General features: G+C 73.5%; 26 protein-coding genes and 1 tRNA gene. 7 read left to right on the top strand and 20 right to left on the bottom strand.

Annotation, left to right across the window (positions count from 1 at the left end; all coding sequences use genetic code 11):
• Nucleotides 1–209 precede the first annotated feature (209 nt).
• The 4 genes from ABGA99_RS23345 to ABGA99_RS23330 all read right to left on the bottom strand — a co-directional run bounded on the left by ABGA99_RS23345 (nucleotide 210) and on the right by ABGA99_RS23330 (nucleotide 1820).
• Nucleotides 210–296 (bottom strand) — tRNA-Ser (locus ABGA99_RS23345).
• A gap of 41 nt (nucleotides 297–337) precedes the next feature.
• On the bottom strand, nucleotides 338–838 hold the full coding sequence (locus ABGA99_RS23340) for a nucleoside deaminase (RefSeq protein WP_347580949.1): 501 nt from the start codon (nucleotides 836–838) through the stop codon (nucleotides 338–340).
• Between the two features lie 56 nt (nucleotides 839–894).
• Nucleotides 895–1443: a hypothetical protein gene (locus tag ABGA99_RS23335; RefSeq protein WP_347580948.1), complete on the bottom strand. Its 549-nt coding sequence runs from the start codon at nucleotides 1441–1443 to the stop codon at nucleotides 895–897.
• Nucleotides 1444–1634: 191 nt separating this feature from the next.
• Nucleotides 1635–1820, bottom strand: coding sequence for a hypothetical protein (locus tag ABGA99_RS23330; RefSeq protein ID WP_347580947.1), 186 nt, complete (start codon nucleotides 1818–1820; stop codon nucleotides 1635–1637).
• Nucleotides 1821–1971: 151 nt separating this feature from the next.
• On the opposite strand from ABGA99_RS23330, the gene upp reads away from it, so the two are divergent.
• Nucleotides 1972–2604 (top strand): uracil phosphoribosyltransferase, encoded by a 633-nt coding sequence (gene upp, locus ABGA99_RS23325; RefSeq protein WP_347580946.1) that lies wholly within the window; start codon nucleotides 1972–1974, stop codon nucleotides 2602–2604.
• Between the two features lie 213 nt (nucleotides 2605–2817).
• On the opposite strand, the gene ABGA99_RS23320 is transcribed toward upp, so the two are convergent.
• From ABGA99_RS23320 to ABGA99_RS23280, 9 genes are all read right to left on the bottom strand, one after another.
• Nucleotides 2818–3483 carry a LytR C-terminal domain-containing protein gene (locus tag ABGA99_RS23320; RefSeq protein ID WP_347583378.1) on the bottom strand — a complete coding sequence of 222 codons (666 nt, stop codon included), beginning with the start codon at nucleotides 3481–3483 and terminating at the stop codon, nucleotides 2818–2820.
• Between the two features lie 94 nt (nucleotides 3484–3577).
• Nucleotides 3578–3874 carry a type II toxin-antitoxin system VapB family antitoxin gene (locus ABGA99_RS23315; RefSeq protein WP_018836497.1) on the bottom strand — a complete coding sequence of 99 codons (297 nt, stop codon included), beginning with the start codon at nucleotides 3872–3874 and terminating at the stop codon, nucleotides 3578–3580.
• Nucleotides 3875–4126: 252 nt separating this feature from the next.
• Entirely contained in the window at nucleotides 4127–5659 is a 1533-nt protein-coding gene (locus ABGA99_RS23310; RefSeq protein ID WP_347583370.1) for a M28 family metallopeptidase, read from the bottom strand.
• A 136-nt stretch (nucleotides 5660–5795) separates the two neighbouring features.
• The gene (locus ABGA99_RS23305; protein WP_347583369.1) at nucleotides 5796–6422 is read right to left on the bottom strand and encodes an HhH-GPD-type base excision DNA repair protein; all 627 of its coding nucleotides are present in this window, start codon (nucleotides 6420–6422) and stop codon (nucleotides 5796–5798) included.
• A 103-nt stretch (nucleotides 6423–6525) separates the two neighbouring features.
• Nucleotides 6526–7320, bottom strand: a complete 795-nt coding sequence (locus tag ABGA99_RS23300; protein ID WP_347583368.1) for an HdeD family acid-resistance protein — start codon at nucleotides 7318–7320, stop codon at nucleotides 6526–6528.
• 74 nt (nucleotides 7321–7394) lie between these two features.
• Nucleotides 7395–7763 (bottom strand): DUF488 family protein, encoded by a 369-nt coding sequence (locus ABGA99_RS23295; protein ID WP_347580942.1) that lies wholly within the window; start codon nucleotides 7761–7763, stop codon nucleotides 7395–7397.
• 52 nt (nucleotides 7764–7815) lie between these two features.
• Nucleotides 7816–9174 carry an SPFH domain-containing protein gene (locus tag ABGA99_RS23290; RefSeq protein ID WP_347583367.1) on the bottom strand — a complete coding sequence of 453 codons (1359 nt, stop codon included), beginning with the start codon at nucleotides 9172–9174 and terminating at the stop codon, nucleotides 7816–7818.
• Nucleotides 9171–10922 carry an SPFH domain-containing protein gene (locus ABGA99_RS23285; protein ID WP_347583366.1) on the bottom strand — a complete coding sequence of 584 codons (1752 nt, stop codon included), beginning with the start codon at nucleotides 10920–10922 and terminating at the stop codon, nucleotides 9171–9173. Before ABGA99_RS23285 ends, ABGA99_RS23290 begins: the two co-directional genes overlap by 4 nt.
• A 495-nt stretch (nucleotides 10923–11417) precedes the next feature.
• Nucleotides 11418–11729, bottom strand: a complete 312-nt coding sequence (locus ABGA99_RS23280; RefSeq protein WP_347583365.1) for a TetR/AcrR family transcriptional regulator — start codon at nucleotides 11727–11729, stop codon at nucleotides 11418–11420.
• A gap of 70 nt (nucleotides 11730–11799) precedes the next feature.
• On the opposite strand from ABGA99_RS23280, the gene ABGA99_RS23275 reads away from it, so the two are divergent.
• On the top strand, nucleotides 11800–12702 hold the full coding sequence (locus tag ABGA99_RS23275) for an aminoglycoside phosphotransferase family protein (RefSeq protein ID WP_347583377.1): 903 nt from the start codon (nucleotides 11800–11802) through the stop codon (nucleotides 12700–12702).
• Nucleotides 12703–12759: 57 nt separating this feature from the next.
• Entirely contained in the window at nucleotides 12760–14082 is a 1323-nt protein-coding gene (locus tag ABGA99_RS23270) for an MFS transporter (protein WP_347583364.1), read from the top strand.
• Nucleotides 14083–14139: 57 nt separating this feature from the next.
• Here the strand turns inward: ABGA99_RS23270 and ABGA99_RS23265 are convergent, their stop codons facing one another.
• Nucleotides 14140–15411, bottom strand: coding sequence for a hypothetical protein (locus ABGA99_RS23265; protein ID WP_347580937.1), 1272 nt, complete (start codon nucleotides 15409–15411; stop codon nucleotides 14140–14142).
• A gap of 72 nt (nucleotides 15412–15483) precedes the next feature.
• Between ABGA99_RS23265 and ABGA99_RS23260 the strand changes: the two genes are divergently transcribed.
• Nucleotides 15484–16470 (top strand): helix-turn-helix transcriptional regulator, encoded by a 987-nt coding sequence (locus tag ABGA99_RS23260; protein ID WP_347583363.1) that lies wholly within the window; start codon nucleotides 15484–15486, stop codon nucleotides 16468–16470.
• A gap of 63 nt (nucleotides 16471–16533) precedes the next feature.
• Here ABGA99_RS23260 and ABGA99_RS23255 read toward each other — a convergent pair whose 3' ends face one another.
• Nucleotides 16534–16938 (bottom strand): MarR family transcriptional regulator, encoded by a 405-nt coding sequence (locus ABGA99_RS23255; protein ID WP_347580970.1) that lies wholly within the window; start codon nucleotides 16936–16938, stop codon nucleotides 16534–16536.
• A gap of 92 nt (nucleotides 16939–17030) precedes the next feature.
• Between ABGA99_RS23255 and ABGA99_RS23250 the strand changes: the two genes are divergently transcribed.
• Nucleotides 17031–18497, top strand: a complete 1467-nt coding sequence (locus ABGA99_RS23250; RefSeq protein ID WP_347583362.1) for an MFS transporter — start codon at nucleotides 17031–17033, stop codon at nucleotides 18495–18497.
• A 78-nt stretch (nucleotides 18498–18575) separates the two neighbouring features.
• Here ABGA99_RS23250 and ABGA99_RS23245 read toward each other — a convergent pair whose 3' ends face one another.
• Nucleotides 18576–19475 carry a LysR family transcriptional regulator gene (locus tag ABGA99_RS23245; protein ID WP_347583361.1) on the bottom strand — a complete coding sequence of 300 codons (900 nt, stop codon included), beginning with the start codon at nucleotides 19473–19475 and terminating at the stop codon, nucleotides 18576–18578.
• A gap of 80 nt (nucleotides 19476–19555) precedes the next feature.
• On the opposite strand from ABGA99_RS23245, the gene ABGA99_RS23240 reads away from it, so the two are divergent.
• Nucleotides 19556–20923: an MFS transporter gene (locus ABGA99_RS23240; protein ID WP_347583360.1), complete on the top strand. Its 1368-nt coding sequence runs from the start codon at nucleotides 19556–19558 to the stop codon at nucleotides 20921–20923.
• Complete coding sequence (locus ABGA99_RS23235) at nucleotides 20923–21564, top strand: NAD(P)H-binding protein (RefSeq protein WP_347583359.1); 642 nt, start codon at nucleotides 20923–20925, stop codon at nucleotides 21562–21564. The genes ABGA99_RS23240 and ABGA99_RS23235 overlap by 1 nt, the downstream gene beginning before the upstream one ends.
• Nucleotides 21565–21602: 38 nt before the next feature.
• Here the strand turns inward: ABGA99_RS23235 and ABGA99_RS23230 are convergent, their stop codons facing one another.
• From ABGA99_RS23230 to ABGA99_RS23215, 4 genes are all read right to left on the bottom strand, one after another.
• Entirely contained in the window at nucleotides 21603–22343 is a 741-nt protein-coding gene (locus ABGA99_RS23230) for a Clp protease N-terminal domain-containing protein (protein ID WP_347583358.1), read from the bottom strand.
• Between the two features lie 59 nt (nucleotides 22344–22402).
• Complete coding sequence (locus ABGA99_RS23225; RefSeq protein WP_347583357.1) at nucleotides 22403–22786, bottom strand: hypothetical protein; 384 nt, start codon at nucleotides 22784–22786, stop codon at nucleotides 22403–22405.
• The gene (locus ABGA99_RS23220) at nucleotides 22783–23067 is read right to left on the bottom strand and encodes a hypothetical protein (protein ID WP_347580929.1); all 285 of its coding nucleotides are present in this window, start codon (nucleotides 23065–23067) and stop codon (nucleotides 22783–22785) included. The genes ABGA99_RS23225 and ABGA99_RS23220 overlap by 4 nt, the downstream gene beginning before the upstream one ends.
• A gap of 138 nt (nucleotides 23068–23205) precedes the next feature.
• Nucleotides 23206–23964, bottom strand: a complete 759-nt coding sequence (locus ABGA99_RS23215) for a metallophosphoesterase (RefSeq protein ID WP_347583356.1) — start codon at nucleotides 23962–23964, stop codon at nucleotides 23206–23208.
• Nucleotides 23965–24234: the final 270 nt, after the last annotated feature.

The following is a 24234-nucleotide window of genomic DNA, read 5'->3' as shown; positions in this document are numbered from 1 at the left end:
CGTCGTCGGCCAGGAGGCTTACGGCGATCCGGAGTTCGCGGCGCCGGCGCCCGGTATCGACGAGACCCGCGGACCGGCGGGGCCGTGGGCGGGCTCGTCCGGAAGCCGGACGGAAACGGGCCGGACGATGAACCGGCCGGCTGAGACCCAACGAAGGCCCCGGCAGCACGAAGGGCGGACCCGGTCGGATCCGCCCTTTCGTCTACCTGCGGTAGCGGTGGGATTTGAACCCACGGTGGAGTTGCCCCCACACTCGCTTTCGAGGCGAGCTCCTTCGGCCGCTCGGACACGCTACCGCCACGCAGCTTAGCCCACCCGCCGCCGTGAGCAGAAATCGTTACGGGCGCGGTCCGTCCGCCGTCGGGGCGTCGCGGAAGAAGGCGGTGAGCAGGGCGGTGGCGGCCGGGGCGAGGACGTGGGGGATGACCTCGGGACGGTGGTTCAGGCGGCGGTCGCGGAGTACGTCCCAGAGGGAGCCCGCCGCGCCCGCCTTGGGGTCGCGGGCGGCGTAGACGACGCGGTCGACGCGGGCGAGGACCGCCGCGCCCGCGCACATCGTGCACGGCTCCAGCGTGACGACCAGCGTGCAGCCGGTCAGCCGCCAGCCGCCCAGCTCCGCCGCCGCCGCGCGCAGCGCCAGGATCTCCGCGTGGGCCGTCGGGTCGCCCGTCGCCTCCCTCTCGTTCCGTGCCCCGGCCAGGATCCGGCCCCGGGGAGGTGCCTCGATCAGGGAGGCGTACGAGGCTCCGGACGCGTTCACCGGGCCCACGACCACCGCGCCCACCGGCACGTCTCCCGTCTCCAGGGCGCGCTCCGCCTCGGCCAGGGCCAGCCGCATCGGCGGTGCCCACAGCTCCTCGTACGGGCCGCTCTCCCCTTCTCCGCCGGGCTCCGTCAGCGGACAGTCTCCAGCACGTCCGCGGCGCCGAGCAGTTCGGCGATCTCGTTGACCGCGTCGCCGTGCAGCGCCAGCAGTTGCTTCTCCGAGACCCCGAGGTCCTCCAGCAACTCCTTGTCGCCCACCGGGCCCGCCGGCGCGCCTGGCGGGGCGTCCGGGTCGGCGTCGGGGTCCGCGTCCGAGCCGGTGTCGGCGTCCGGCTCGCCGTCCTCCGTGCCGTCCAGGTCCGTCAGGCTGTCCAGGGCGCTGTCGTCCTCCGGCTCCCGGCCGAGCAACTGGGGGGTGAGCAGGATCTCCCCGTACGCGCTGCGCGCCGCCCCGGCGGCGTTCGAGACGAAGACGCGCGGGTCGTCCTCGCCGTCTATGCGGATCACGCCGAACCAGATGCCCTCTTGCTCGAGCAGCACCAGCACGGTCTCGTCGTCGTCGGCCGTCGCCTCGCGGGCGAGGTCGGCCAGGTCGTCCAGCGTCTCCACGTCGTCGAGCTCTGTATCGCTCGCTTCCCACCCGTCTTCGGTGCGCGCGAGCAGTGCGGCGAAGTACACCGTGACTCTCCCACTGGTCCTAGGTGTGCCGGGCCGGGTGGTCGAGCTTGCCTGCTCTCTCCCCCCGACCAGGGGCGGGGGACCCGCCCTCACCGGAATCGTGACAGAAACCTGCGCCGTCTGCGGGGTCTTCCGCTGTGCGTCGTGAATTGCGCCGCCGCGAGGCCTCCGTTCCGCCGCTCATCGGGCGTCTACCAGCGAAACGTCCGCATGCGGTGGACATGCCGCCGCCGCGCCGCCCGGGCGCGCCGCGGCTGGACGCGCGCCCGCAGCTCCTCGGCTTCGTGCAGGTCGTGGAGGAAGGCGGCGCGGCGCCGGCTGCGGTCGTCGGGGGCCTCGGCCAGCGGATCACCGCTGCGCAGATCACGATCCGGCATCACACACCTCCAGCGTCGAAGCGGGCCGGCCGGACATATCCACCTTGCACCCGGTTGGCGGTTGTGGGTGAACCGCGGCCCGTTTCTTCACGCGTACCCCCGCGGCACACAGGTATCCGTGCCCGGCCGGACCTCGGATAGATTCGGGAGCATGCGGATTCACGTGGTCGACCACCCCCTGGTGGCGCACAAGCTCACCACGCTGCGCGACGAGCGCACGGACTCTCCCACCTTCCGGCGGCTCGCCGACGAGCTCGTCACGCTCCTCGCGTACGAGGCGACGCGCGACGTCCGCACCGAACAGGTCGACGTGCGCACCCCCGTCGCCCAGACCACCGGCGTGCGGCTGGCCCGTCCCAGGCCGCTGATCGTGCCGATCCTGCGCGCCGGGCTCGGCATGCTCGACGGCATGATGCGGGTGCTGCCGACGGCGGAGGCGGGCTTCCTCGGGCTCATACGCGACGAGGAGACCCTGCAGCCCAGCACGTACGCCAACCGGCTGCCCGACGATCTGTCCGGGCGGCAGGTCTACGTCCTGGACCCGATGCTGGCCACCGGCGGCACCCTGGTCGCGTCGATCCGCGAGCTGATCCGGCGGGGCGCGGACGACGTCACGGCGATCTGCCTGCTGGCGGCGCCGGAGGGGACGGACGCGGTGGAGCACGAGCTGGCGGGCGCGCCGGTGACGGTGGTCACGGCGGCGATGGACGAGCGGCTGAACGAGGCCGGGTACATCGTGCCGGGTCTGGGCGACGCCGGGGACCGGATGTACGGGACCGCCTAGTGGCGGGCGACTGACGCCTGGCGGCGAGCGCCGAGGGCCGGGCCGGGGGCCGGAGGGCCGCCGGGTCGCCCTGGGCGTCGCGTTCGGCCGCGGGGCGGGGGCGGCGTGCGCGTGCGCCGGTGTCCCGGCCCCCTTCCGGGTCGTGCGCCGTAGGGGCCTCGGCCCGCCCGTGCGCGGGGCTCCGGCCGGTCCGTCACCCCGGCCCGGACGTCCTCAGTCGCACGCTCCCGGCTTCGTCTTCGCCGGTGTCGCCAGCGCCTTCAGCGCGGCCTTCGCCTCCGCTGGCTCGGTCAGCCCGCGGAACTCGTCGCCGATGATCAGGTCGACCACCGCGCCCTTGCGCTCCACCGCCTTCGGCTCCGCCCGCGCCAGTTGCGTGCCCAGGACCTTCAGCTCGCCGTCCACCGTCCCCGGGGCGCCGAGCAGGACGCCCTCGCCGCGGACCTTCTTGTCGTACGCCGCGGGCGCGTTGTCCACCTTGCCGATCTTGAAGCCGCGCTTCTCCAGCTCGTCGGCGGTCTTCTGCGCCAGGCCGGTCCTGGCGGTGGCGTTGAGCACGTTGACCTTGACGTGGCCCGGGGAGGGCAGCTCGGCCGGCTTCCCGCCGGGACCGCTCTCCCGTCCCTTGCCCTCGCCGGACTTCGCGCCCGTGTCCCGCGGGCCGCAGTCCCCGGGCGTACCGGCCTGCACCGCCTTCTCCTCCTCGCCGCCGCCGGTGAAGGCGTCGACGAGTTGGAGCGTGCCCCAGCCGACGACCGCGACCGCGAGCACGGCACCGAGCAGGGCCAGCACTCTCCTCCGCCGGCGGCTTCGCCGCATCCGCGGATATTTGGTGCCCTTGATGCGGTACGGCCCGCCCATCTCGGGGGGCGTCAGCATGCTCATGGCGGCAGCGTAGTAGCCGGAAGGGGCCGTGCCTACTAAATGATCTACGAGGGTGACCCGGGTCCCCCCGAAAGGGGCAACGGACTGGTCAGTCCAGCTCAAGGACGCGCGCGTGCAGCACCTGGCGCTGCTGCAGCGCCGCCCGCACCGCGCGGTGCAGTCCGTCCTCCAGATACAGGTCGCCGCGCCACTTCACGACGTGGGCGAAGAGGTCGCCGTAGAAGGTCGAGTCCTCGGCGAGCAGGGTCTCCAGGTCCAGTTGCTGCTTCGTCGTCACCAACTGGTCGAGGCGTACCGGGCGTGGCGCGACGTCAGCCCACTGGCGGGTGGACTCCCGGCCGTGGTGGGGGTACGGCCTCCCGTTTCCGATGCGCTTGAAGATCACACGGAAAGCCTACCGGGGATGCGCCTCCGGGCGCAGCAGTGAGGCACAGGAGCGACAAGTCAGCGGCAAGTGCGAAGCAAGGCGCAGGCAAGCGGGGGCCCGGCAGAACCAGGGCGGAACAGGACGGGGGCGAGGCGGCGGCAGGGCGGCGGCGGGACGGGCGGCGGGCGGCCGCGAGGGGGAGGAACGACAGGAGCCCGGGCCGTCCGCCGGCCCGGGCTCCCCTCGCGTCTGTGCTACGCCGTCACGCGCTCACCGCTCCGCGTGGTCGTCGTGCGCACCCCCGCCGCTGCCCTCGTTGCCCTCGGTGGGCACGAACGACACCGGCTCGCGCAGCGAGCTGACGTCGTGCGCGTACGTCCCGACCGCGTGGGCGATGACGTCGATGTTCGCGTCGAACGCCGGCATGCTGATGTTGTCCAGGTCGTCGCACGCCGTGTGGTAGCACGGGTCGTACGCCACGCCCGCCGTGCCGCCGAACTTCACGGCCTGCGCCTCGGTCTTGGTCCCCTCCGCGCCCGTGAAGGTACCGCCGGACGGGATGCCGACCGCGATGAACGGGCCGTAGTCGGAGCGGCCGGTGAAGTCGGTGCCCTCGTGCGGGATCCCCTTCTTGTCCATGAAGTCGGTGATCTGCCGCTCAAGCTGCGCCGAGCCCTCCGGGCCCGCGCCCTCGCCGACGCCGTCGGAGTCGTCGCCGTCGTAGACGAAGAGGCCGTAGTTCGGCGAGGCGACCATGTCGAAGTTCAGGTACAGCTCGATGTCCCGCAACTCGCGCGGGGTCAGCCGGCTCACGTAGTCCGTGGAGCCGACGAGGCTCAGCTCCTCCGCCGACCAGAACGCGAAGCGCACCTGGTTGCGCGGCTTCTTCTCGGCCTTCGCCAGTTCCTTCGCGACCTCCAGCAGGGCCGCGGAGCCCGAGGCGTTGTCGTTGATGCCGGCGCCCTCGGGGACCGAGTCGAGGTGCGCGCCGAGCATGACGGTGCGGTCCTCGGCGCCGCGCCTGGTCTCGGCGATGACGTTCCGCGTGGTCCGCGGCTCGACGATCATCTGGATGTCGACGTGGACGGTGACCTCGCCCTGCGCCAGCAGCGCGGTCAGCGCCTCGCCCTCGGCCTGGGTGATGCCGCCGGTGGGCACCTTGACGGCCTCGGCGTCGCCGAGGGTGCCGTTGAGGACGCCCGCGGTGTTGTTGTAGACGACGGTGGCGACGGCGCCCGCGTCCGCGGCGTTGGCCTGCTTGACGGCGAAGTTGCAGCCGCCGCGCTGGACGAGCGCGACCTTGCCGGTGTAGTCGCCGGCCCCGAAGTCGCCCGGCTCGCAGCCCGAGGTGCCGTCGGCGTCGACGGGCGCGGCGGCCAGCGGCGCGTCGAGGCCGCCCTCGGGGGTCGCCTTCGAGAAGGTCATCGCATATATCTCGATGTCCCGCACCTCGGGCGAGACGACGGCGAACTCGTCCTTCAGCGTCTGGGAGTAGGTGAAGTCGAAGGTGTCGTACTCGACGTCGTAGCCGGCCTGCTCAAGCTGGTCGTAGACGTACGCGGCGGACGCCTCGTACCCCGGTGAACCGGCCGCGCGGTGGCCGTCGTTGCGGTCCGCGATCCGCTGGAACGCCTTGAGGTGCTTGTACGCGTCCGAGGCGCTGGACTTGCGCACCAGCTCACGGGCCAGCTTGTCGCCGTCCTTCGCCGCGGGCGCCGCGCCGGCGGGGGCCGAGCTGGCCAGGAGCAGGGGGACGGCGAGGGCGGCCGCGCCCAGCGCAGCCGTGAATCTTCGAGGGAACACAGGAGTCCTTCCGACGTCAAAGGTGGGCGAACCTGTCCGGCGTGTGGGGTCTCCTGTCCGCAAGGCGGACGGGGTGCGAGCAACCTAGCGACTCGAACGGCGTTGCGGAATGGGCCGGTGGCCGACCCGTTCCGGTTCAGGTGGTCTTCTTCGCCTTCGGGTCCGTCGTCGTGCTCGCCTGCGGCCCGGCCGCCTTCGCCGCCGCCTTCGTCTCCTGCTTGAACGCCCGTACCTCCGCCAGCGTGTCAGGACCGGTGATGTCCGCGACCGACCGGCGGCTGCCGTCCTCGCCGTACGCGCCCGCCGCCTCGCGCCAGCCGTCGGGCGTGACGCCGTACTGCTTGCCCAGCAGCGCGGTCAGGATCTGCGCCTTCTGCTTCCCGTATCCGGGCAGCGCCTGCAGCCGCCGCACGAGTTCCCTGCCGCTGCCGGCGTCGCGCCAGAGCGCTTCGGCGTCGCCGTCGTACTCGTGCACGAGGTACGCGCAGAGCTGCTGGATCCGCTTGGCCATCGAGCCGGGGTAGCGGTGCACGGCCGGCTTCTCGGAGAGCAGCGCCGCGAACGCCTCGGGGTCCTGCGCGGCGATGGCGTGGGCGTCGAGGTCGTGGCCGCCCATGCGGTGGGCGATGGTGTACGGGCCGGAGAACGCCCACTCCATGGGCACCTGCTGGTCGAGGAGCATGCCGACCAGAACGGCCAGCGGGCTGCGGCCGAGCAGCTCGTCGGCCTCCGGCTGCTGCGCGAGACGGACGGTGACGTTCATCCGGGCATCATCGCAGCCGGCGGTCGCGGCCCCGCCGGGCAACACGCGGGCCCCCGGTGCGCGCCGTTGCGCACCGGGGGCCGGGTACCGGACGGCGTCCTGCTCAGGCGCCGGCCGGGAGCTGCTTCGCGCGGTGGCGGATGCGGACCGCGGTGGCGATCTCGATGACGCCGACGGCCAGCAGCCAGGCGCCGGTGAGGTAGGTGAGGATCGCGATCGACGTCAGCGGCGACACGATCAGCACGATGCCGGCCAGCGCCGAGATCACACCGAGGCCGATCTGCCAGCCGCGCGCCGGCATCGCCTCGTCGGAGCCGGCGGCCACCGCCTGGGTGATGCCGCGGAAGAGCCAGCCGATGCCGATCCACAGGGCGAGCAGCAGGACGGACTGCAGCGCGCTGCGGAAACACAGCAGGCCCAGCAGGATGCACAGGGCGCCGCTGATGAACGCCATCACGCGCAGCCCGGTGGAGGCGTGCGTACCGAATGCGGCGACGAGCTGCATCACGCCGATGACCAGGAGGTACAGGCCGAAGAGGATGCCGACGACGCGGAGCGTCTCGCCGGGCCAGGCCAGCGCGAGGACGCCGAGGACGAGGGCGGCGACGCCCGCGAGCAGCACCGCCTGCCAGGCGCCTCTGGCGAGGAGGCCGAGGGGGCCTTCCGGGACAATCTCGCGCTCGCGGTGGGCGGTACGTTCCGCGCCGCCGCCGGGCGGCGGGCCGGCGTGTTCGTCGCCTTCGACGACGCTGAGCCGGCGCTCCCGGGGGGTGGCCGGGGAGGCGGCCAGGGGGTCGTCCACGCGGCGGGTGCGGTCGCCGACGGGGCGTATGCCCTCGTCGGCGGAGTCGCCGGGCTTTTCGGGGCGGCCGCCGTGCGGCGCCGGTTCGGTGCTCATGCTCCAGGCTGTGAGCGGTTCCGGCCGGGCTGCCACCGGCGCTGGGCCGTACGGGTGACCCGTACGGCCGCGCGTCAGCCCCGCTCCAGCTCCTCCGCGAGCACCGTCAGGTGGCTGCGCCGCACTTCCTTCGTGCTGGTCACCAGCGTCAGCGGCCCCTGCTCGTACAGCGCGCGCAGATGCGCCAGCGCCGCCGCGCGGTCGTGGTCGGCCAGCTCCGCGCGGTAGCGCTTGACGAAGTCCGGGTAGCGGTCGAAGTCCGCGTGCAGGAAGTGGCGCAGCTCGTCCGAGGGCGCGATGGCCTTCAGCCACTCGTCGATGTGCGCCTTGTCCTTGGCCATGCCCCGGGGCCAGATCCGGTCGACGAGGACGCGGGTGCCGTCGTCGGGGGCGGGGGCGTCGTAGACACGTCGGATCCGAGGAGGTGCGTGTTTTGTCGCCATACGTCCACGGTAGCCGTGCGGCGAGCCCCCCGCGCCCGCCGCACGGCCCCGCTCACTCCTCGCCGGCCGCGTGTCCGTCGGCCGCCACCGCCCGGAGCAGGCCGCCCGCCGGCGGCACGGGCCCGCCCGCCGGAGAGCCGGCCGTCAGCCGGGGGAGCAACTGCGCCGTGAGGAGGGTCGAGAGCGCGGATCCGTCGACGCCGCCGCCCCCGCCGCCGTCCGTGCGGATGACCGTCGGCCGCGGCGCGCTGCCCGCGAGCACCGCGCCCACCTCCAGCCGCCGCCTGGCCAGCTCGTACTGCAGCACCGCGCGGTTGTCGCGGTACGCCTGCGCCAGCCGTCGCTGCGCCTTCGCCTCGTTCTCGGCGGCGATCAGGCCGCTGCGCCCGCGGGTCTCGATCTCGAAGCGGACCTTCTGCGCCTCGGTCTCCTGCTGCTCCAGCAGCCGGGCGACCTCCTCGCGGGCCCGGTTCAGCGCGGCCTTGACCTCGACGAACCGCGCGTCGCGCGCCTTCTTGGCCCGCTCGATGTCCATCTGCAGATTGTCGATGCGGCGCTTGCGGGTCAGACCCCACTCCTGCTCGTACGCGGTCCGCTCCTTCGCCACCCGCTCGCGGGTCGCCAGGTGCTGCTGGTACTGCGCGGGGAGCTGGACGTCGGGGATGTTGGCGCCGGTGATGCGCACGCCGTAGCGGGCCAACTGGCGGTTGAGCAGGTCCTGCATGTCCGCGACGTCCGAGCCGCGCAGGTCGTACGCCCGCTCCGTGCGCACCTGGCGGGCGCGCTGGCGGATCGCGTCCTGCACGGCGCTGGAGAGCACCAGGTCGAAGTTGCCGGCGCCGATGGTGCGGACGAAGAGCACGGCGTCGTTGATGCGGAACTTCAGGAAGAACTCGATCGAGCGCAGCGGCACGTTCTCCTGCGTCGGGCAGGCCATGACCGGTGCCGAGTACGGGATCTCCGTGGCCGTGTCGACGACGAAGTCCACCCGCGACCAGGGGTGCCAGACGAAGTGCCGGCCCGGGCCCAGCGTGCGGGAGATGGCGCCGTAGCGGGTGAGGACGCCGTTGGTGCCCTGCTCGATCTTCACGATCGAGGAGCGCCACCACCACAGCACGCCGACGACCAGCAGGAAGACCCCGGTGCCGTATGCGGCCGCCGCCAGCGCGTCGTACGCGCTCGCGCTCCAGCCGTCCTCGCTGCCGCTCTGCAGCCCGGCCATCACGCCGGTCGCGAGCGCCAGCAGCGACAGCCACAGCGGCACCATCCACCACAGCCGGCGGCGGTGGCGGGGGATGATGACGGGGATCAGGGTGCCGGCCTCGCCGCCGCGCAGCAGTTGGGGGATGTCGCCCCAGGCCGCGACGAGTTCGGAGATGACCGACCTGCGCTTCATGGCCGTCGTGCTCATGCTCCCGCCTCCTCGTGCCCGTGGTTCGCGGGCCCGAAGCCCGTGCTCTCGTGTCCGTGGCCCTCGTTGGCCACTCCGACTCCGACTCCGGCGCCGACCGCCTGCGGCTCCGTCCGCTCCTCCTCGGCGCCGCCCGCCGGGGCCGGCACCGGTGCCGGCCGCTCGGCCTCGCGCAGTGCCCGGATCTCCGGCTCCCGCTCGGCGATCCGCGCGGCGACCTCGGCCAGCCGCTCCCGTACGGCCGCCATCTCGGCCTCCGAGAACAGGTCCGCGCCGTGCTCGCCGATCAGCTCGCGGGCGAGCGCCAGGAAGTCGACGCCGGCGCCGCCGCCGTCCGCGCCGTCGACGGGGCCGCCGATGCGCAGCAACTGCGGCAGGTGGTCGGCGACCTGCTCCAGGGTGTCGAGGACCTGCTGCTGGTAGCGGTACTCCAGGATCTCCGGCGCCTCGGCCGTCGTCACCGCGCGGATGTCGAGCGCCTGCGCCTCCAGCAGCGCGGCGTTGGCCCGCGCCTCCGACTCGGCCTGGACGTACCGCTGCCGGGCCAGCGCCTCGGCGCGGTTGGTCTCGCGCTCGACGGCGGTGTCCATCTGGGCCTGGTACTGGGCGATGTCCGCCTGGATCGCGGACAGTTCCTCCTCGCGGGTCGCCAGCTCCTTGCTGAGGTCGCCCTCGTCCTGCTCCTTGCGGAGCTGGAGCGAGTACTCGTGGGTGTACGCCTCCTTGGCCATCCGCACCATCTCCGGCGCCGCGAGGTCCATGCGGTACGGCTGGTCGGAGGGCTCGGCGTGGGTGATGTTGGCGTTGGTCAGCTCGACCGCGGGCCGGAACTGGTGGTTCAGCGAGTCGAGCAGCCGGGTGGTGTCCTCGCCGACCATGTCGTAGATGCCGGCGGCCTCCTGCTCGTAGATGAGGCTGCGGATCGTCTCGCTGACGGCGTTGTTCAGCTTCTCCTCGAAGCCGCGCACGGCGCCGAGGGTGTAGACGAACTCGACCGGGTCGCTGATCCGGAACTGGATGAACAGGTCGATGGACGCCTTCACCCCGCCCTTCGTCGGGGCCTCGCGCACGGGCGCGTTGAAGGGGTACTCACGGGTGGTGTTGAGGATGTACGAGACCCGCTTCCACGGGTTCAGCAGGATGACGCGGCCGGGGCCGACGACCTGCTCCAGCTTGCCGAACTTGGTGATCAGGGCGTGACACCCGTCGGGCACCATCACCATGCCCTGCCGCCACCACACGAAGCCGACGGCGAAGATCGCCAGCACCCAGTAGTGGGCGCCGAACAGCGGGTTCGTCACCACGTCGTCGCCGGCGGCGGCCACCGCGATGGTGCCGACGGCGCCGACGACGAGCAGCAGCGAGACCGGCAGCATGCTGAGGAACGAGCGCCCGCGCGGCAGCACCATCGGGCAGATGGCGTGCACCTGCTCCAGCCCCTCGCGCTTCAGTTCGCTGCGGTTCAGCACCTCCCCGGCCTCGTCCAGCGGCACGGACTGCTGTGTCATGACGGTGTCGAGGCTGCCGCCCTGGTCGCGGGCGGCGGGGAAGTCGGCAGGATCCATCCCGTCCTCCCGGGGCGCGTCACTGCGCCGGCCCCGGCCGCCTTCCCTGCCCTCGCGGCCCTGTTCCCCGTCGGGCAGTACGCCGCGGCGGCGCAGCTCGTCCTGGGCGAGCTGCCCCGGGTCGATCCCCTGCATCACGGCCAGCCCCGCGTTTCTCATGGTCTGCGCACGCGAACGTGCCATATCGTCCCCCTCCTCAAGTCGCGTGATCACTCTCCGCAATCACCACCGTTTCGTACAGTCGGGCGCAAGCACAGGCGCGGATCGTGACAACACGGGTACGTGGTCATTGCACGATTCCGGCAGTGAGAGGGTTCAACGGAGCACCTGCTCCGCTATTTCGCTGGGGGGACACCCCGTTGCCGGCGTCCGCGCAGCTCTTTCGCCACGACCGCTACGGGGGCGGCAGGGGGATGGCGGTGAGCCAGGTGGCCAGGCGGCGGAGTTCCGCCGCGTGGGCTTCCGGGGCGTAGTCGTCGGCCGTGGCGGCCAGATAGGCCGCGTCGATCACGGTGACGGGCCAGCGGGCCGCCCGTGCCGGAGGGAAGGGGGGAGTGCGGCCCTTCGCCGCCAGGCGGTCCAGGAGCGTCGTCAGGGCCGCCAGGGTCCGGGCCTCGTCGTCGCCCAGGAGTGCGGCGAACTTCTCGTCGCGGCTCGCCTGGATCAGCGCCGCGGCGATCAGGCCCGGGGGTCGTCCAGGTCCGCGGTGAGGCGGTCGAAGAGGAGGGCGAAGCCCTCCTCGGGGTCGGCCAGCGCCAGGGCGCGGTCGCGGATCTCCGCCGTACGGGCCAGGTCGTCGGCGAAGAGGGCGTGGAAGATCGCCTTCTTGGTGGGGAAGTAGTGGAAGAGCGTTCCCGAACCGATGCCCGCCCGGCGGCAGATGCGCGCCGTCGACGTCCCGTCCACCCCGTTCGCCGCGAACTCCTCCGCCGCCGCGGCCAGGATGCGGGCCCGCTTGCACGCGTGCTGCTCGGGGTTGACGGTACGCATCACCGCCGAATATATCGGTGGGGGACCGGGGAGCGATCGGCGTAGGGTCCCGCCCATGTCTGCTGTCCGGATGCACGCCGACGAGGCGGAAATAGACGCCACTCTCGTGCGGCGCCTGATCGCCGCCCAGTTCCCGCAGTGGGCCGCGCTGCCCGTCGAGCGGGTCGCCTCCGGCGGCACCGTCAACGCCGTCTTCCGGCTCGGTGACGAGCTGGCCGTGCGGATGCCCCTGACCGCCGCCGGTGCCAAGGACGTGGATCTGGAGTTCTCCCATCTACCCCGGCTCGCCGCCGTCCTGCCCGTGCCCGTGCCCGAGCCGGTGGCCGTGGGCGAGCCCGGCGCCGGCTACCCCTGGCCCTGGAGCGTCTGCCGCTGGCTTCCCGGTGCGATCCTGCCGCCCGACGCCGGCATCGCCGCCCCCGGGCCGCTCGCCGGACAGCTCGCCGGCTTCGTCAACGCCGTGCGCGCCGCGGACCCGGCCGGCGGCCCGCCCTCGTACCGCAGCGAGACCCTGGCCGACCGGGACGCGGAGACCCGCGCCGCGCTCGCGCAGCTCAAGCCCGAGGACGGCGTGGACGTGCCCGCCGTGACCGCCGCCTGGGAGGCCGCCCTGCGCGCGCCCGCGTACGCCGGGCCGCCGGTGTGGCTGCACGCCGACCTGTCCCCCGGGAACGTTCTGCTCACCGACGACGGCCGCCTCGGCGGCGTCATCGACTTCGGCTGCATGGGCCTCGGCGAACCCGCCGTCGACCTGATCGCCGCCTGGAACCTCTTCACCGGCCCCGCGCGCGAGGCGTTCCGCGCCGCCGTGGCGGGCGGGGACGGTGCCGACGACGAAGAGGCCGCGTGGGCGCGCGGGCGCGGGTGGGCGCTGTCGATCTCGCTGATCCAGTTGCCGTACTACCGGCACACCAACCCGGTCATGGTCGCCAGCTCGAAGTTCGTCATCGACGAGGTGCTGGCCGACGGGTAGGGTGGCGGCATGACCTGGCGACATTGATTCGTACATACCGCCCGCCCCGAGCGGCGGTTGGCGGCCTGCTTCTACGCGTACTCCTTCCTGGACGACTTCGTCCTGCTCTACCCCGTGTACGCGCTGCTCTTCGCCGACCACGGGCTGTCGCTGTGGCAGGTCTCCTCCCTCTTCGTCATCTGGTCGCTGACGTCCCTCCTGCTCGAAGTCCCCGCCGGGGCCTGGGCCGACGCGTTCTCCCGCCGTCTGCTGCTGTGCGCGGGGCCGCTGTTGTCCGGTGTGGGGTTCACGCTGTGGATCCTGGCGCCGTCGTACTGGGCGTTCGCGGCGGGCTTCGTGCTGTGGGGAGCGAAGGGCGCGTTCGCGTCGGGGGCGCTGGAGGCGCTGCTCTACGAGGAGTCGGCCCGGGCGGGCGCGGCGGAGCGGTACGCGCGCACGCTGGGGCGGGGCCGCGCGGCGGGCACGGTGGGCGTGATGGCGTCGATGGCGGCGGCGGCCCCGGTGTTCGCGGTCGGCGGGTACGCGGCGGTGGGGGCGGCGAGCGTGGCGTCCTGCCTGCTGGGGGCGGCGGTGGCGACGCGGTTCCCCGAACACCGGGCCGCGGAGGGGGCGGAGGCTGCCGTACGGGACGGGGGCGCGGGGTCCGGCGCTCCCGGTGACTCGCCCGGCGCTGTTGACTCCCCCGGACCTGCCGGCTCCGGGCCCGACGCCGAACCCGATCCCGATCCCGGCTCCGACTCCGGCTCCGGCTCCGACGACCCCGACCTCGGCTGGGCCGGCACCCTCAGGGCCGGGCTCGCCGAACTCCGCGCCGACCCCTCCGTCCGCGGCGCCCTCCTCCTCGTCCCCGCCGTGGTCGCCGTCTGGGGCTCCCTCGACGAGTACACCCCCTACCTCGTCCGCGAGGCCGGCGTCGCCGACCCCGCCGTCCCGCTCTACCTGCTGCTCGTCTGGGCCGGCGCCGCCGCCGGCGGACTGCTGGCCGGGCGGGTCGAGGAGCGGGGCCGGGCCGCTCACACCCCTGCGGGGGTGCTGGCCGCGCTGCTCGCCGGGTCCGCGGTGGCGCTGGCGGCGGGCGGGCTGGCGGGGACGGCGATGGGGATCGCGCTGGTGGGGGTCGCGTTCGGCGGGTTCCAGGTGGCGACCGTGCTCGCGGAGGCCCGGTTGCAGGAGCGGATCACCGGCCCGGCGCGGGCGACCCTGACCTCGCTGGCCGGTGTCGGTACGGACCTGGGGACGATCGCGGTCTACGGCGCGTACGGCCTGCTCGGCTCGGCGGCCGGGCTCGGGCACGGGGTCGCGTTCGCGGTGTGCGCGCTGCCGTATCTGGTCGTCGCGCCGGTGCTGCTGCTGCGCGGACGGCGGCGGAGCGGAGCGTAGGAACGCGGCGGGGACCGGAGCCGGTGCGTCAGGACACCGCTCCGGTCCCCGACGCTGCTACGCGCCGCCCCCCGACACCGGTGCGCCGCTGGGCACCGAGGTCAGACCGGCGTACAGGACGTCCGGGTCGGCCGGGCTGACGGCGAGGGCGCCGATGCCGTGGTGGCCCGAGTGCCGGATCGTCAGCTTGTCGTCGTCCGCGTCGTGGCGGTAGAGGTTGGTGCCGCTCCACGGGTCGCCGTACTCGAAGTAGACGACGTCCGCGTCGGTCGGGTCGGGGCGCATCCAGCCGCCGTTGTAGATCACCACGTCCTCGCCGTCCTGGAACTGGTCGACCACGGTCCTGAAGGTGCGGCCGCCGTCGGTGGAGCGGTAGAGGTGCCGGCCGCTCTCGCCCGCCTCCAGCTCGGTGACGTTGAGCGCCTTCGCGTAGACCACCCGCGGGTCGACGGGCGAGATCGCCAGGGAGAAGCCGTTGACCTTGTCGCCCGCGGCGCCCAGCTCGGCGCGTCGCCAGGTGCGGCCGGCGTCGTCGCTGGTGAAGCCGCCGGCGTCGCTCACGCCGACGACGATGCGGTCGAAGTCCGCGGTGGAGACCTTCGCGTCGTAGAACATGGTGTGCGGGCCGACCTCGGCCAGCGGCACGGGCGTGCCGATGGGGCGGAAGCTGCGCCCGTGGTTGGTGGACTCCAGCACCCGGCCGTCGTCGGTGACGGCGCGCAGGTGGCCGGCGCGGCGCGGGTTGGCGGTGAGCCCGTAGAGCCCGCCCAGCTTCTCGCCGTCGAAGGCCGGCATCTTGACGACCTCGTTGCCGTCGACCCGGTAGACGCGGTCGCCGCGCAGCTCCCAGACGTAGGCGCTGCCGTCGCGCCCGGGGGCGACGAACCAGTGGCCCGCCCCGAGCCCCGCGATGGTGCGCCAGCGGCAGCCGGAGTCGGTCGACCGGGTGACCCGGCCGTTGATGTCGGTGGCCAGCAGCCGGTTCGGGGTGGCGAGGGTCTCCAGGCCGGTGACGAGCTGGTAGTACGGCGGCCGCTCGGCGGTGGTGGTCGGGGCGAAGGTGGCGCCGCCGTCCCGGGTGTGGGAGAGCGAGCCGTCGCTGACGACCTGGTCGCACTCCGGTGTGTCCCAGTGCCTGGGGTGCGCGGCGGCGTTGGCGGGAGCGGCGGCCGTGAACAGGCTCGCGACGAGCGCTGCGCCGACCGTCACGGTGGTAATCGCGCGGTGAAGGGGTCTCACCCGGATCTCCTCCTCGATGACGTTGTCCTCACCAGGAAGTACCGTGATCGTCTGGATGTCCACGTCCTTCGGCTGGCGGACGGACGCCATGGCGCCCATGCGCCGCTCGCACTGCCCCCATCAGGCGGGACATATCCGATACGCGCCCGGGGGTCCACGTCCATGTTCGAACCGTTCGGCGTCCTCGCGTCCGACGAGGCCCTGTACCGCCTGCTGCTCCGTCATCCGCCGCTCGACACCGCGCGGTTGGCGGCCGAGGCCGGGCGTACGGAGGCCGAGACCGCCCCGGCGGTCGAGCGGCTCGCGGAGCTGGGCCTGGTCACGCTGCTGCCCGGCGCCCCGGTCCGGCTGGTCGCGACCCGCCCCGACGCGGCCGTCGACCAGCTCACGGTCCGCTGGCAGGACCAGGTCGCCGTGGCCAGGACCGCGGCCACCGCGCTGGTCGCCGACCTGCCGGTCGACCGCCGGCACCGCCCCGAGGACCAGGTGGAGATCCTCTTCGGCCGCGGTTCTGTCGCGGCGCGCTTCGACCGGCTGCAGCGGTCGGTGCGGCGCGAGTTGCTGGTGCTGGACCGGCCGCCGTACGCGCAGGAGCCCGCCGAGCCGAACGGGGCGGAGCTGGAGATACTGGCGCGCGGCGCGCGGGTGCGCGGACTGTACGCGCCGGAGGCGCTGGAGGTGCCGGGCGCGTTCGACGTCTTCGAGGCGGTCGTCGCGGCGGGCGAGCAGGCCCGGGTGCACACGGACGTGCCGCTGAAACTGGCCGTCGCCGACGCCTCGACGGCCATCCTGCCCTTCAGCCGCGAGGCGCACGAGATGGTCGACAGCGCCTTCGTGATCCACGAAGGGGCCCTGCTGGACGCGCTGGTGCAGCTCTTCGAGCTGCTGTGGGCCGCGGCCGTGCCGGTGCCGGGGCGGGGGGAGCCGGCCGGCGGCGCCGCGGGCGAGCGGGCCGGCGAGGCCGAGACCGACCGGCAACTGCTGACGCTGCTCGCCGCCGGGCTGAAGGACGAGGCGGTGGCGCGGCGGCTGGGCGTGAGCGCCCGTACCCTCAACCGCCGGGTCAGCGCGCTGATGCTGCGCCTCGGGGCCCGTACCCGCTTCCAGGCGGGGCTGCAGGCCGCCCGCAACGACGCCATCGACCTCTGACGCAGCCGATGCATCGGAGGTGCCCGGCGGAGTGTCGACTCCCGGCCCCCGGGGCCGGGTCGGCTACAGGACGGCCGCCTGCCCGGTCCCGGGCAGCGCCTCGGCGAGCACCTCGCGGTGCGTGGGCCTGGCGTCCTCGTAGAGCCGCCGGCCCTTCTCCGTCAGCAGGATGAAGATGCCGCGCCGGTCGACGTCGCACATCGCCCGCTGCACCAGCCCCGCGCGCTCCAGCCGGGCCGTCAGCCGCGACGTCGCGCTCTGGCTCAGGTGCACCGCGCTTGCCAGTTCGGCCGCGCGGCACTTGTCGTGGCCGCAGTTCGCCAGGCCCTCCAGGGCCTCGAACTCGCTGACGCCGATGCCGTGCCTGCTCTGCAGCTCGCGCTCCAGCGCACCCCAGACCGCCGCGTGACAGGCCAGGAGGCCGTGCCAGCGGTCCACCAGGGCGCGTTCGGCGCCGACGTCGCTCACGCTCACGGAGCAAAGGTAACATGCGCGTGAACCTAATGCGACTTCATTAAATGCGTTGGCATTAGATGTCTCTGCATGTACTGTGGTCCGTCATGAGCTCTTCCGCACATCTGTCCACCACCTCGACGAAGTGGGACGCCCGCCTGTGGGGCATCCTGCTGACCGTCTCCCTCGTGGTCGGCCTCGACGCTCTCGACGTGTCGATGGTGGGGGTCGCCCTCCCCTCCATCCAGGCCGACCTCGGGCTGTCCACGAGCACCCTCCAATGGGTCGTCAGCGGGTACGTCCTCACCTACGGCGGTCTGCTCCTCCTCGGCGGCCGCACCGCCGACCTCCTCGGCCGGCGGCGGGTGTTCCTCGTCGCCGTCGCGGTGTTCGCCGTCACCTCGCTGCTCGGCGGGCTGGTCGACGACGGCGGGCTGCTGATCGCGACCCGGCTGCTGAAGGGCGTCTCCGCCGCGTTCACGGCGCCCGCGGCGCTCTCCATCATCACCACGACCTTCCACGAGGGCCCCGCCCGCAACAAGGCGCTCGGGATCTTCGCCGTCTTCGGCGCCAGCGGCTACAGCGCCGGGCTCGTCTTCTCCGGCCTGCTCACCGAGGTCGGCTGGCGCTGGACGTTCTTCCTGCCGTTCCCCGTCGCGGTCATCGCGCTGATCGCCGCCTTCCGCGTGCTGCCGAAGGAGGGGCCGCAGGAGCGTAACGGCGGCTACGACCTCCCCGGCGCGGTGACCGGAGTCGGCGCCATGCTGCTGCTCGTCTACACCGTCGTCGAGGCGCCGGAGGTGGGCTGGGGCGCGGCCCGTACGCTGCTGCAGTTCGTTGCCGCCGCGGTGCTGCTGGCCGCGTTCTTCGTCATCGAGCAGCGCAGCAAGCACCCGCTGATCCGGCTGGGCATCCTGCGCTCAGGACCGCTGGCCCGCGCCAACCTCGGCGCCGCCGTGTTCTTCGGCGGGTACCTGGGCTTCCAGTTCCTGGTCATGCAGTACCTGCAGTCCGTGCTGGGCTGGTCGGCGATGGAGACGGCGCTCGGCTTCCTGCCGGCCGCGCTAATCGTCGCGTTCGGCTCGCCGCGGATGGTCCCGCTGATCATGCGGTTCGGCACCGGGCGCACCATCGCGGGCGGCGTGGTGGCGCACCTGCTGGCGTACGTGCTCTTCCTCGCCATCGACCGGGACGCGCCGTACGCGGTCGGCACCCTGCCGAGCATGGTGCTGCTGGGCATCGGCTTCACGCTGGCGTTCGCGTCCTTCAACATCCAGGCCACCGCGGGCATCGAGGACCACGAGCAGGGGCTCGCGGGCGGGCTGCTGAACACCTCGCTCCAGGTGGGCGGGGCGATCGGGCTGGCGGTCGTGACCGCCGTGCTCACCGCCAACGCGGAGGGCGAGACCGGCTCGGGAGCGCTGCTGAACGGCTTCGACCCGGCGCTGTACGTGGTCGCGGCCATGGCGCTGCTGGGCCTCGTCATCGCGCTGACGGGCCTGCGCGGGGCGCGCCGCCCGGAGCGGGAGCAGAAGCCGGCGGAGGACCGCGAGTACGTCTACGCGGCCGACTGACCGACGCCGCCACGACCACGGGGAATCGGGGGTACGCGGACCCGGGCCGGTAAGGCCCGGGTCCGCGTCCGTGCGGGCTCACGCCACCGGGGCGTCCTCGTCGTCGTCCGGCGTCACCCCCAGGCTGTGGAGGAACGCCGCCGCGGCCGGGGAAGGACGGGTGCGGGGCCAGATGAGGCGCTCCTCCCGGGAAGGACCGTCGGCGATCCGCACGGTGGCCAGGCCCGGGAGGCGGGGGGCGAAGGCGCTGGGGAGGAGGGCGACCCCCAGCCCGGCCCGTACGAGATCCGCCATGAAGTCCATCGACGACACCTCGAAGCCCACCGTCCGCCGCAGCCCTGCCGCCGCGAACGCCTCCTCCGACTGCGCCCGCGCCGCCGTGCCCGCCGCGAAGTCGACGAACGTCTCCTCCGCCAGCCGCGCCAGATCCGTCTCGCCCGCGTCCGCGAGCGGGTGGTCCGGCGGCACGACGGCCAGATGCCGGTCCCGTACGAGGATCCGCTCGCGGACCCTCGTAGCCCGGAAACCCGCCGGGACGCCGAGCAGCGCCAGGTCGTACGTGCCCTCCGCGACCGCCCGCACCAGGTTCTCGCTCGCGCCCACCGCCAGGCTGATCCGCACCTGCGGGTACGCGTCGTGGAACTCCTTCAGCGCCGCGGGCAGGTCGACCGCCGCCACCGTCGGGATCGACCCGATCGCCAGCCGTCCGCGCACCTCCCCCGTCGCCGCCGCGACCTCTGCACGGGCCCGCTCCGCCGCCGCGAGGGTGGCGCGGGCGGCGGGCAGGAACGCCTCGCCGGCCCGGGTGGGGCGTACCTTCCGGCTCGTCCGGTCGAACAGCCGGGCGCCCAGCTCCCGTTCGAGCTTGCCGATCTGGTGGCTCAGCGCCGACTGGACGACATGGCAGCGCTCGGCGGCGCGGGTGAACCCGCCGGTGTCCGCGACGGCGACGACGTAGCGCAGTTGTTGCAGCTCCATACGATCCATCGTGATACGAGATGGATCAGATGACAACTATGTGTTGGACTCATCAATGGCGGTGGGCGGAGTCTGGGGTCATGACAACGGACTCGGTCTCCCCGCGTGCGGAGCCCGCCACCCTCGGCCGCGGCCTCCTGCTGCTCATGGCGACCGCCACCGGCCTGTCCGTGGCGGGCAACTACTTCGCCCAGCCCCTCCTCGACCTCATCGGCCGCGACCTGCACGTCGGCAGCACGCTGGCCGCGCTCGTCGTCACCGCCGCGCAGGCCGGGTACGCGCTGGGCCTCATCCTCCTCGTCCCCCTCGGCGACGTGACCGACCGGCGGCGGCTGTCCGTCGCGCTCTTCGTCGCCACCGCCGCGTTCCTCGCGCTCACCGCCGCCGCGCCCAACGGGCCCGTGCTGCTCGCCGGTACGGTCCTCACCGCGCTGGCGTCGGTCGGCGCGCAGGTCGTCGTCCCGTACGCGGCCGGGCTCGCGGCGCCGGAGGAACGGGGGCGGGTCGTCGGCGTCGTGATGTCCGGCATCCTGCTCGGCGGGCTGCTGGCCCGTACCGCCTCGGGGGCGCTGTCCGAACTCGGCGGCTGGCGCACGATCTACTGGGTCAACGCGCTGCTCATGGCCGGCATGGCCGTCCTCCTCCACCGCCACCTGCCCCGGCTGCCGGCACCGGGCACGGGGATGTCGCGCATGTCGTATCCCGCGCTGCTGCGCTCCACCGTCGCGCTGCTGCGCGAAGAGCCGGTGCTGCGGCGGCGGTCGGCGCTCGGCGCCCTGTCGCTGGCCTCGTACAGCGTGCAGTTGACGGCGCTGACGTTCCTGCTGGCGCGGCCGCCGTACGGCTGGTCGGAGTCGGCGATCGGGCTGTTCGGGCTGGTCGGGGCGCTGGGTGTGGTGACGATGACGTTCGCGGGGCGGCTCAACGACCGCGGCCACGTGCAGGCGGTGACGGGCGCGGGCGTGGTGCTGCTGACCGGCTCGTGGGTGCTGCTGGGGGTCGCGGGCGAGTCGCTGCCGTGGCTCGTCGTGGGGATCGTCGGCCTCAACGTCGCGCAGCAGGCGGTGCTCAACAGCAACCAGGCGGTCGTGTACGCCATCCGCCCGGACGCCCGCAACCGCATCAACTCCGCGTTCATGACCAGCTTCTTCGCGGGCGGGGCGGTCGGCTCCGCGCTGACGTCGGTGGTCTGGGCGCGGGGCGGCTGGCCGGCGGTGTCGGCGCTGGGCGCGGTGCTCGGGGCGGGAACGGTGGTGCTGTGGGTGGCGGAGCGCGTGGGGGAGGTGCGGGGTGCCCGGGGCGCCGGGCGAGGGACCGACCGGGACGGCGGGCTACGGACCGACCGGGACTCGGCGCCGCGGACCGACCCGGACTCCGTGAGGGCCCCTGACGCGAACTCCGCTACGGCCCCCGTTACCCGCCCCGCACGTCAGAGGAGCGCCGCCTGATGCGTATCACCGTCTTCGGAGCCACCGGCCAGATCGGCAGCCGCATCGTCGCCGAGGCGCAGGCCCGCGGCCACGACGTCACCGCCGTCGTCCGCACCCCGCGCCGGCCAGGCGACCTGCCCGCCGGCGCCGGGATCCGCATCGGCGACGCGACCAGCGCCGCGGACGTCGCGGCCCTCGGCGCCGGACAGGACCTGATCGTCGGCGCCACCCGCCCGGCACCGGGCGCGGAGGAGCAACTGCCCGCGATGGCACGGGCGCTGCTCGCGGGCGCGGCGGCGTCGGGGGTGCGGCTGCTGCTGGTCGGCGGCTCCGCCACGCTGACGCTGCCGGGCAGCGGCGGGGTGCAGGTGATGGACGGCCCCGACTTCCCGGCGCCGTGGCTGCCCATCGCCCGTGCCTGCGCGGTGCAGTTGGATGTCTGCCGGGCGGCGGAGCCGGGGGCGGACTGGGCGTACGCGAGCCCGCCGCACCTGATCCTGCCGGGGGAGCGCACCGGCGCGTACCAGCTGGGCGGGGACGAACTCGTCGTCGACGAGGCGGGCGAGTCGGCCCTCTCGATGGAGGACTTCGCGGTGGCGCTTCTGGACGAGGCCGAGCGTCCGAAGCACCACCGCACGCGCTTCACGGTGGGTTACTGACGGCCCCGGGAGGGGGACCGGCGCCGCGCGAACCCCGGCTAAGCCCCGCCGCCCTGCTGCAGCGGGGCGAGCGCCGCGGCGATGTGGGCCTCCACCGCCGCGCGGTCGACGCCGAGCCGGGAGAGCACGCCGTCGCCGTTCTCCTGTTCCAGCAGCGCCAGCAGGATGTGCTCCGTACCGATGTAGTTGTGGCCGAGCCGCAGCGCCTCGCGGAAGGTCAGCTCCAGGGCCTTCTTCCCCTCCGCGTTGTACGGGATCAGCTCCGGCACCGTGCCCTCCGCGGCCGGCGGCAGCGACGCGGCGGCCTCCTGCCGCACGGTGTCGAGGAGGATGTCCTGCGCCTTGATCGCCGCCCCGCCGATGGCGTCGGGCTCGGCGAGCAGCCCGAGGACGAGGTGGGCCGGGCCGATCTCGGTGTGGCCCGCGGCGCGGGCCTCGCTCTGGGACGCCATCACCACGTTCTTGGCGCGGGGGGTGAACCGGGCGAAGCCCTCGCTCGGGTCGAGCGTGAGGCCCTCGTCCGAGCCCTTGGTCACGAACCGCTTCTGGGCGGCCTGCCGGGTGACGCCCATGCTCTTGCCGATGTCGGTCCAGGAGGCGCCGGATCGCCGCGCCTGGTCCACGAAGTGGCCGATGAGGTGGTCCGCGACGTCGCCGAGGTGGTCGGCGGCGACGACGGCTCCGGTGAGCTGGTCGAGGACGTCGGGGTGGACCTTCTTGATGGCCTCGATGAGGTCGTCGAGGCGTACGGGATGCGTGGAGCGGTCGGGTTCCGTCATGCTGACAACCGTAGGTTGACACTTCAGCCTGCGTCAACCTGTGGTTGACAGTGTGCTGTCTACGGCTTTCCGGGGTTTACCGGCTCGATCCCTGTCCCCGCGTACAGCTCCGGCCGGAGCGAGAGCACGATCCGCCCCGACGGCCACTCCGCGGACGGCCGGGAAAGATGGACGGCATGGACGATCCGCCAGTCCGTGCCGCGACCGATCAGCGCCCCGGTGGCAAGCGCGGCGACAAGGTCGAGTGGTTCGACATCGAGGCCGGGCAGGCAGGCGATGTGCTCTCCCAGCCCTCCGCGTTCACTCTCGGCGGCGGCCAGGGAGAGCGCGGGAACGTGGCCGATCGCTTCCCCCTCGGCGGCTGCCACCACAAGCCCGGACAACTGCCGGTGACCGGCCCCCAGGGCGAGGAGCGCCGTGTGATCCATGAGGAACGGGGTCACGAAGCGGCCCCGCCCGGGCCACCGCGCATACGGCGCGCGATGGTGTCGAGCAGCTCACGGCCTGCGGCCTGGTCCTCGGCGGTGACCTCGACTCCCATGTGCTCGCGCAGGTATCCCCGGGCGATCTCACCACGGGCCCGGAGGTCTGCGCGGGTGGGGGTCTCCGCTGCCAGTTGCTCCACCAGCGCTCGAATGGTCGTGCCGTGTTCGGCGGCCAGTATCCCCAAGCGCTCGCGCGCAGCCAGTGAAACCTTGATGCTGGTGTCGGTGTCGTGACCCATGGCCCAACTCTACTCACAGTAGAGCCAGGTCGGAGGCGTCCAGAAGAAGGCAGCGGCCGAGGTCGCCGAGGCGTACGCATGCGTCGAGCGTGCGGGTTTCCGTCCTCCCGGCAGCCGTAGACCTGCACCCGGCTTGCGTCAACCTTCGGTCGGCACCGTGCGGAAATGGGTGGTCAGCCGGCCGTCCGCGTCCAGGACGTGGAACGCCACGGCGGGCGGCTGGTCGAGATGGACGTGGTCAGCGGCGTGCGCGCGCCGCTCCCAGGGCAGCCGGACGGTGTTGACGACACCGCCGGCGACGAGCAGCGGGCGGCCGGCGAAGGTGGTGGCGGCGGAGGTGTGGGCGTGCCCGGCGAGGAAGGCGGCCACCTGCCCGTGCCGCCCGGCCAGCGCGGCAAGCCGTGCTTCGTCGAACTGGCGGATCTCGTCGACGTACGGCACATGCAGCTCGACGGGCGGATGGTGGAACGCGACCAGCACCGGCTCCCCCTTCGGCGCCCGCCCCAACTCTCCCTCCAGCCACGCCAGCGTCTCGTCCCCGAGCCACCCCTCGGGCTTCCCGGGCACCGACGAGTCGCAGGCGAGCACCGTGAACCCCGCCCCGCGATGCACCTGGTCGACCGGCGCCGCGGACGCCGCCTCCCCGAGCAGCCCGGTGCGGAACGCGGCCCGGTCGTCGTGGTTCCCGGGGCAGACCAGCACCGGGTGCCGCGACGCGAGCAGCTCGCTGGCCGTCGCGTACTCGGCGGGGGCGCCGTGGTCGGCGACGTCCCCGGTGACGAGGACGAGGTCCAGGTCGTACGGCAGATCCTCCAGATACCCGACGACGGCACGCGTCCGCCGGACACTGCGCTCGTCGTCGATATGCACGTCACTGAGATGCGCGATTACGGCCATGGTGCATTCCCTCCCCGGCGGCACGCCGCCCGGCGTCCCGCCCCACCGACGCTACGACCCGCCCCGGGCGGCGGTGAACGGCCACTTCGGGGTCGGTGGCCCGGCAGCGGGCCGGGCGGCGAAGGCCGGTGACCCGGCAGCGGGCCCGGCGGCGAAGGCCGGTGCAGGGCCGGACCGATGGTGGGCAGGCCCGGTGGGCGGGGGCGAGGACTGGTGCGGGGCCGGGCCGGTTGCGGGTGGTGCCGGTCGGCCGGGGCGAGGACTGGTGCG

This window comes from Streptomyces sp. B5E4 (assembly GCF_039871555.1).
Taxonomy (GTDB): Bacteria; Actinomycetota; Actinomycetes; order Streptomycetales; family Streptomycetaceae; genus Streptomyces.
Note: the sequence above shows the minus strand (reverse complement) of the source record. Positions and strands in the feature narration are given on the sequence as shown.